We start from the raw sequence: 6,396 nt of genomic DNA, 5'->3' as shown, positions 1-6,396 counted from the left end.
CTAAAGAGAATATTGACAGCCCTGAAATGCAAGCAGTACTAAACCCATTTGGTAAATAATGAGTAATTAATTACCAAACTATTAAGAGAGATACTTATCGAGAAACATATCTCTCTATTTCATACGATTCAATTACAAGTAATTAACTCAACACGTTATAAATGAGAATCTAAATATGACAAATCTTATTAAAATTGGTATTCGTCCTACTATTGATGGCCGTCAAATGGGTGTTCGTGAGTCGCTAGAAGAGCAGACCATGAATATGGCTAAATCAGCGGCTGCTTTTATTGAAGCTCATATTCGTCACACAAGTGGTGACAAAGTGGAATGTATTATTGCTGATACTTGTATCGGTGGTGTTTCAGAATCTGCTGCATGTGCTGATAAATTTAAGCGTGAAAATGTTGGTGTCGTAATGACAGTGACACCTTGTTGGTGTTATGGCATGGAAACGATTGATATGGACACGCAGACCCCTAAAGCTATTTGGGGATTCAACGGTACAGAGCGTCCTGGTGCTGTTTATTTAGCCGCTGCGATGGCTGCTCACTCACAAGTTGGTTTACCTGCGTTTTCTATCTACGGTGAAGAAGTGCAAGAAGCTGATGATACAAGTATCCCTTCTGACGTTCAGGCTAAAATTTTACGATTCTGTCGTGCAGGTTTAGCAGTGGCATCGATGAAAGGGAAGTCGTACCTGTCTATGGGCTCTGTATCAATGGGGATTGCAGGCTCTGTCGTCAATTCTGAATTTTTCCAAAAATATCTGGGCATGCGTAATGAATATGTCGATATGATTGAGATTAAACGTCGCTTAGACCGCGAAATTTACGATAAAGAAGAATTAGAGCTAGCAATGTCTTGGGTTAAAGAATATTGCAAAGAAGGTAAAGACTATAACGGAGTCCCATTCACTGAAGAGCGCAAAGCAGAGGATTGGAAAACGGTTGTTAAAATGACCATGATCATGCGTGATCTGATGCAAGGTAATCCACGCTTAGCAGAACTTGGCTTTAACGAAGAAGCGCAGGGGCATAATGCTATTGTTGGTGGTTTCCAAGGTCAGCGTCACTGGACTGATCATCTGCCTAATGGCGATTTCTCAGAAGCTATTCTTAACTCATCATTTGATTGGAACGGCATTCGTGAACCACTCTGTATTGCAACAGAAAATGATAGTTTAAACGGCGTTAACATGCTGTTTGGTAAGCTGTTAACTGGTGAAGCGCAAGTGTTTTGTGATGTACGTACTTATTGGTCTGAAAGTGCAGTAGAGCGTGTAACTGGCTTCAAACCTGAGTCTGGCTTGATTCACTTAGTGAACTCAGGCTCCGCTGCTTTAGATGGTTCAGGTAAAGTTAAAAATGCCGAAGGTAAGCCGGTCATTAAGCCACACTGGGACTTAACAGAGAATGACACAAAAGCATGCTTAGATGCGACTCGTTGGTGCCCTGCTATCGAAGAATACTTCCGTGGGGGTGGTTTCTCGTCACAATTCCTAACTGAAGGTGCTATGCCATTTACGATGCATCGTATTAATATTATTGCAGGTCTTGGTCCTGTTCTGCAAATCGCTGAGGGGCATTCTGTTGAGTTACCTGAAGAGGTTCATAACATATTAAATGAACGAACTAATGCCACGTGGCCTACAACTTGGTTTGTGCCTCGTTTAACGGGCAAAGGTTCATTTAAAAATGTATATGATGTGATGGCAAACTGGGGAGCAAACCATTGTGTTATTTCTCATGGTCACATCGGTGCTGATTTAATATCCCTTGCTGCAATGCTCCGTATTCCAGTCTCTATGCACAATGTTGATAGCAAAGATGTTTTCCGTCCTCATACGTGGTCTGCATTTGGTCAAGATATAGAAGGTCAAGATTTCCGTGCATGTCAAAACTTCGGGCCAATTTATAAATAAGACTGATCAATAATAAATACTTGTTTTTTTGGAGCAAGTATTTTAGAGGAAACATTATGTCTATTGTAATTATTCTTGCCTTGGAATTAAAGGAAAATCAGAGTAATCGGGGACAGCCCAAACTTTACCCGTAAATGCGTAAGTGGCTATTGCACTTTTGGGGGGGATGTTTTGCTTGTGGCGAGTAGCGCTTTCAGAACCAAAACGTGTTTTGCAGTCTGAAAGCGCAAGCTTCTTTGAACTGCCAAATAAAACCAAACCAAAAGAAAAGCAGCCCCAACCATTTTTTAATCTAGCACGTCCTGATGGCTTATAACCTACCCGCTCTTTTTTTGCTCTTAAGGTAATTATTTAAGGCATAAAAAAACGATGCTTTAATGGGCATCGTTTTTCTTGATTGGTCGGTATTTTACTTCTTTATCAATTAAGCAGACTTGCTTGTGCAGCCGATGCATTCCTTTCTGCTTGAATTCGCAAATAAATCTCTTCACGATGAACAGAAATCTCTTTCGGAGCATTAATACCAATACGTACTTGGTTACCTTTTACTCCCAAAACTGTCACCGTTATATTGTCATCAATCATCAGTGTTTCACCAATTCTACGCGTTAAAATTAACATAATTATCTCCTAACTTATCCATTGAATGTACTGTTCTATTGAGTCACACATATTCATATTTATTATTAACATGACAACTCAACTTCGTTATTTAATCGCTCTGTTTATGTTGTCATTTCCTTTAGATTCAAGCGACAATTCACTGCTCCCTTGAAGATGTAGCTATTATGCCAAACAGGAAAAATAATGATATGTTATAAAATGAAAACAATGTATTTTTTAATAGGCTAGTAGTAATACAAGCCATTTCTATTTAACTAGATTCATTACATATCATCATTGGCTAACTGCTTTATTAGATCTGCTAAACGTTCAATTTTTTGATTAGATAGTTGCCGGTAATCAAAATAAGGACAAACGAGCAGACGTTTAACCACATCAATTGCAAAGTATTCATCTAACCATAACAGCGAGGTATTTAACTGACCAGCATTGATTAGTTCTTTTGCATAGGTTTTACCACTAATAATATGAATACAGTTATTTTCAGACTCTAGTATAGGCGAGCTAAAAAGTAACGCAGTGGCACTGCCCTGCTGCAATAAAAAATTGTCACGATAAACCTGCCAAGTCGGTGCGTAGTGGGTAAATGCAAACTTGGCTGGATCTAAGGCATACAATAACTTACTGTAAACATTAAACACTTTTCGCCAACCATTGCCACAGACAACACCGATGTGAGCAATTTCTCCGGCGGTCATTGAGTGCATAGCAACACAGCTTTCATATTCAATCATGTTAGGTTTATTGGCGATATAAACAGCAATTGAAAACTGCTTACAACCAAAGCCTAGGTTGGATAAGTTAAGGTTTGTTATCATATTATTTTTCCATGTTATTATTATGGACTTTTCATTATTTCTCAAATAAATAACCACTTTAAATTCAAGCAATACTAAACGGTTTTATCAGCGCGGTTCACTTTGATAACCATTATTCTCGAACTGCAAAACTACGTTTCAGTTTCTCATTGCCGAGAAGCACACTATTTTTTATCGCATCGGCATTTTAATAATAGGCACAAACAGTTCAAATTCAGAACGTGAATCTTTAGCTCCTAAAAAGCGTTTATCATAACGCTCAAAGTTATAAAAACCACCGCGTTGATAACCATTTTTTGGTAGCCATTCATTGAAAATATAACCATATAAAGATCCTATTTTAGGAATAGTAATCTCACCATGATAGGAAAATACAACATAAAGGTTTTTAGGTATCACTCTTGTGGTTAGTTTAATCTTTCTTGTTTCAGCTAAGTTAGAGGGTATTAACATTTCACAGCCTGCAAGATAATGCCATTTTGTCTGAATCTCTTTTTTATAGGATTCAATGCCATAAGTAAAACCTCCTTGACAATTTGCCTCAATCTGATGTTTATCATTACTTACTTTAATCCATGCTGTGGGGTAATCCCCTTTTGCTAAATTGCCATATATTTCAAACCCAGTCACTTCAAACTCAGGTAACTCAATCAACCTTGGTTTCATATCCTCAAATGTAACGAGTGACCTTGGCATAACATAATAAACGACAGATAAAAACACAGTGATAACAAGCACAGAGATTAATGAATATTTGATTTTCATTTTTTATCCCCTCTTAATAAAAATTTTTAAAAGGTGAGTTCCATTCGTAACCCACAAAAGTACAAAGAAGCTTACAGCAATGGAGTATCACAAACAATTAAGCGAAGTAACCGGACTTGAAAATGAGTAGCAACACAGGTTTCTGAGTGATTTAAACGATGCAAATGTTTCTTAATTAACCCCCAGATAAATAAATAAATAAATAACGACTAACTTACTATAAACTCACTGTTTTTCTATTAATCAGATTATTGCTTATGTTTAATAACCTATTATCTTATTTCTCTCCTAGCATGCGTTTTATGCTGCTCTCTGCTTTTGCATTTTCATTAATGACTGCATGTGTAAAATTAGTTGCGACGCACAATATCCCCGTATTTGAAATTATTGCGGCGCGTGCGTTCGTTTCCTTAGTTATTAGTTACCTTGATATCAAACGTAAAAAAATAGCCCTGTGGGGAAACAATAAAAAACTGTTAATGGCGCGTGGCATAATAGGCACGCTAGCATTAATCTGTATCTATTATGCAGTGACCACTCTGCCACTCGCTGAAGCCACGTTATTGCAATATACCTACCCAGTATTTACCGCAGTATTGGCTTTTTTCTTTCTCAAAGAGAAAATTCAGCGATCAACGTTGATCTGTATTATCCTCAGTTTATTGGGGTTAGTGGTGATGGTGATGCCAAACTTATCGACTTCTAGCAACATAGTTTTGCCTTGGTTTAGTGTTTTTGTGGCTTTACTCGGTGCATTAGGCAGCGCGATAGCCTATGTGATCGTCAAACGCTTAAGTCAAAGTGAAGATAGCTCAGTGATCATCTTTTACTTTCCCTTAATTGCACTGCCATTATCGATCATTTTATTAGGTGATGATTTTGTCATGCCAAATGGTGAGGCGTTAATGCTGTTACTGTTTGTGGGTATTTTTACTCAAGTGGGGCAAGTTGGACTTACCAAAGCGATGCAAAGTGAAGTCGCCACAAAAGTGAGTGCATTTTCGTACATACAAGTCGTTTTCTCGATCATCTTTGGTCTTATTATTTTCAATGAAGTACCCTCTGTCTGGACGTTATCTGGTGGCTTATTAATTGTGATTGGTGCATTAATTAATCTGTTTGCGAATCGAAGAGGGTAAATGTCAGTTTGCTATCGCAAACATAAAGCGCACCCATGTTACTTTAAGATACTTTGTCAGGCACAAAATCGAAGTATCATGAGTATATAATTTTGGATTTTTCCTCTGTAAATATCAGGATATAAAGTAAGTATGAATATCATGTTAGCCATGCTGGCAGCTTTTTTATGGGGTACGACCTACGCGGTGACACAATATAGCCTTGAAGGCTGGCCACCTTTATTATTAGGGGCAATTCGCGCATTGCCGGCAGGTTTGTTATTGCTTGCGATTAAACCTAACTTGCCCGAAAGAAAACACTGGTCAGTATTAATACGTTTAGGCGCCATTAATATTGCTCTGTTCTTTAGCCTGTTATTTGTCATGGCACACACCCTACCCTCAGCGATTTCAGGCGTAGGTATGATTTCACTACCTGTTTTTGCGATGTTCTTTTATTGGTTTTTTTATAAAAAGAGCCCAACCAAGATACAAATGTTATCGGGTACGTTGTTAGTATTGCTTGCTTGGTTACTGTTTGACCCAAGCCGTATAACATTAAACCCTGTTGGTTTAATCGCAATGGTTGGTGCTATCAGTTGCATTGTTGTGGGCAGTAACATAACAAAAAACTTAGGTAATAAACTGCATTGGTGGCCAGTATTGTGCTGGCAATTAATTATTGGCGGTACAATATTAACCGTTCTCGCGAGCCTGCAAGCACTACTATCACCCGCACAATATAGCGCAGCTTGGCAGCATTTTAGTTTGTTAAATGGCCTTGGTTTACTGTGGTTAATTCTATTAAATACAGTCGTCGCATATACTTTATATGTTTGGTTATTAAGCCGTATGACGGTCGTCGAATTTTCCTTTGGCAGTATTAGTAATCCTGTTGCAGGTATTTTGATGGGGCTTATTTTAATGAATGAAACGTTTGATAGTTATCAATATACGTTAATGGCTTTTATGATCCTGACCTCATTATTATCACCACTTATTAGTGCTTATTGCAACCGCACCAAAACAGATCATGTTGCACCTTAGCCTTGATACCAATCCACCTAAGTAACTGATCGTTTTTACGGGTTTAAATGACTAATACCGATTACATTAAGTATATGATCTAAATTTTGCGCAGGAAAAA

6 protein-coding genes are annotated in these 6,396 nt (G+C 37.9%); 3 read left to right on the top strand and 3 right to left on the bottom strand.

Going from position 1 to position 6,396, the window contains the following annotated elements; genetic code table 11:
* Nucleotides 1-175: 175 nt before the first annotated feature.
* The gene (fucI, locus tag G322_RS0116700) at nt 176-1,924 is read left to right on the top strand and encodes an L-fucose isomerase (RefSeq protein ID WP_022942605.1); all 1,749 of its coding nucleotides are present in this window, start codon (nt 176-178) and stop codon (nt 1,922-1,924) included.
* 420 nt (nt 1,925-2,344) lie between these two features.
* On the opposite strand, the gene csrA is transcribed toward fucI, so the two are convergent.
* The 3 genes from csrA to G322_RS0116680 form a co-directional block, all read right to left on the bottom strand.
* A complete protein-coding gene (csrA, locus tag G322_RS0116690; protein WP_022942852.1) occupies nt 2,345-2,545 on the bottom strand; it encodes a carbon storage regulator CsrA in 201 nt (66 codons plus the stop codon).
* 266 nt (nt 2,546-2,811) lie between these two features.
* Nucleotides 2,812-3,366, bottom strand: a complete 555-nt coding sequence (locus G322_RS0116685) for a DUF6942 family protein (RefSeq protein WP_022942851.1) — start codon at nt 3,364-3,366, stop codon at nt 2,812-2,814.
* A gap of 171 nt (nt 3,367-3,537) precedes the next feature.
* Entirely contained in the window at nt 3,538-4,131 is a 594-nt protein-coding gene (locus tag G322_RS0116680; RefSeq protein ID WP_022942850.1) for a GyrI-like domain-containing protein, read from the bottom strand.
* Between the two features lie 257 nt (nt 4,132-4,388).
* Here G322_RS0116680 and G322_RS0116675 point away from each other — a divergent pair, with 257 nt between their 5' ends.
* Both G322_RS0116675 and G322_RS0116670 read left to right on the top strand, forming a co-directional pair.
* On the top strand, nt 4,389-5,270 hold the full coding sequence (locus tag G322_RS0116675) for a DMT family transporter (RefSeq protein ID WP_022942849.1): 882 nt from the start codon (nt 4,389-4,391) through the stop codon (nt 5,268-5,270).
* A gap of 132 nt (nt 5,271-5,402) precedes the next feature.
* Nucleotides 5,403-6,296 (top strand): DMT family transporter, encoded by an 894-nt coding sequence (locus tag G322_RS0116670; protein ID WP_022942848.1) that lies wholly within the window; start codon nt 5,403-5,405, stop codon nt 6,294-6,296.
* The last annotated feature ends 100 nt before the right edge of the window (nt 6,297-6,396 follow it).

The sequence above is a fragment of the Psychromonas hadalis ATCC BAA-638 genome, from assembly GCF_000420245.1.
Lineage (GTDB): Bacteria > Pseudomonadota > Gammaproteobacteria > Enterobacterales > Psychromonadaceae > Psychromonas > Psychromonas hadalis.
Note: the sequence above shows the minus strand (reverse complement) of the source record. Positions and strands in the feature narration are given on the sequence as shown.

Coding starts and splice junctions, on each gene's coding strand:
- G322_RS0116680 (WP_022942850.1), bottom strand. CDS start 4,131: ATGAAAATCAAATATTCATTAATCTCTGTGCTTGTTATCACTGTGTTT.
- G322_RS0116675 (WP_022942849.1), top strand. CDS start 4,389: ATGTTTAATAACCTATTATCTTATTTCTCTCCTAGCATGCGTTTTATG.
- fucI (WP_022942605.1), top strand. CDS start 176: ATGACAAATCTTATTAAAATTGGTATTCGTCCTACTATTGATGGCCGT.
- G322_RS0116685 (WP_022942851.1), bottom strand. CDS start 3,366: ATGATAACAAACCTTAACTTATCCAACCTAGGCTTTGGTTGTAAGCAG.
- csrA (WP_022942852.1), bottom strand. CDS start 2,545: ATGTTAATTTTAACGCGTAGAATTGGTGAAACACTGATGATTGATGAC.
- G322_RS0116670 (WP_022942848.1), top strand. CDS start 5,403: ATGAATATCATGTTAGCCATGCTGGCAGCTTTTTTATGGGGTACGACC.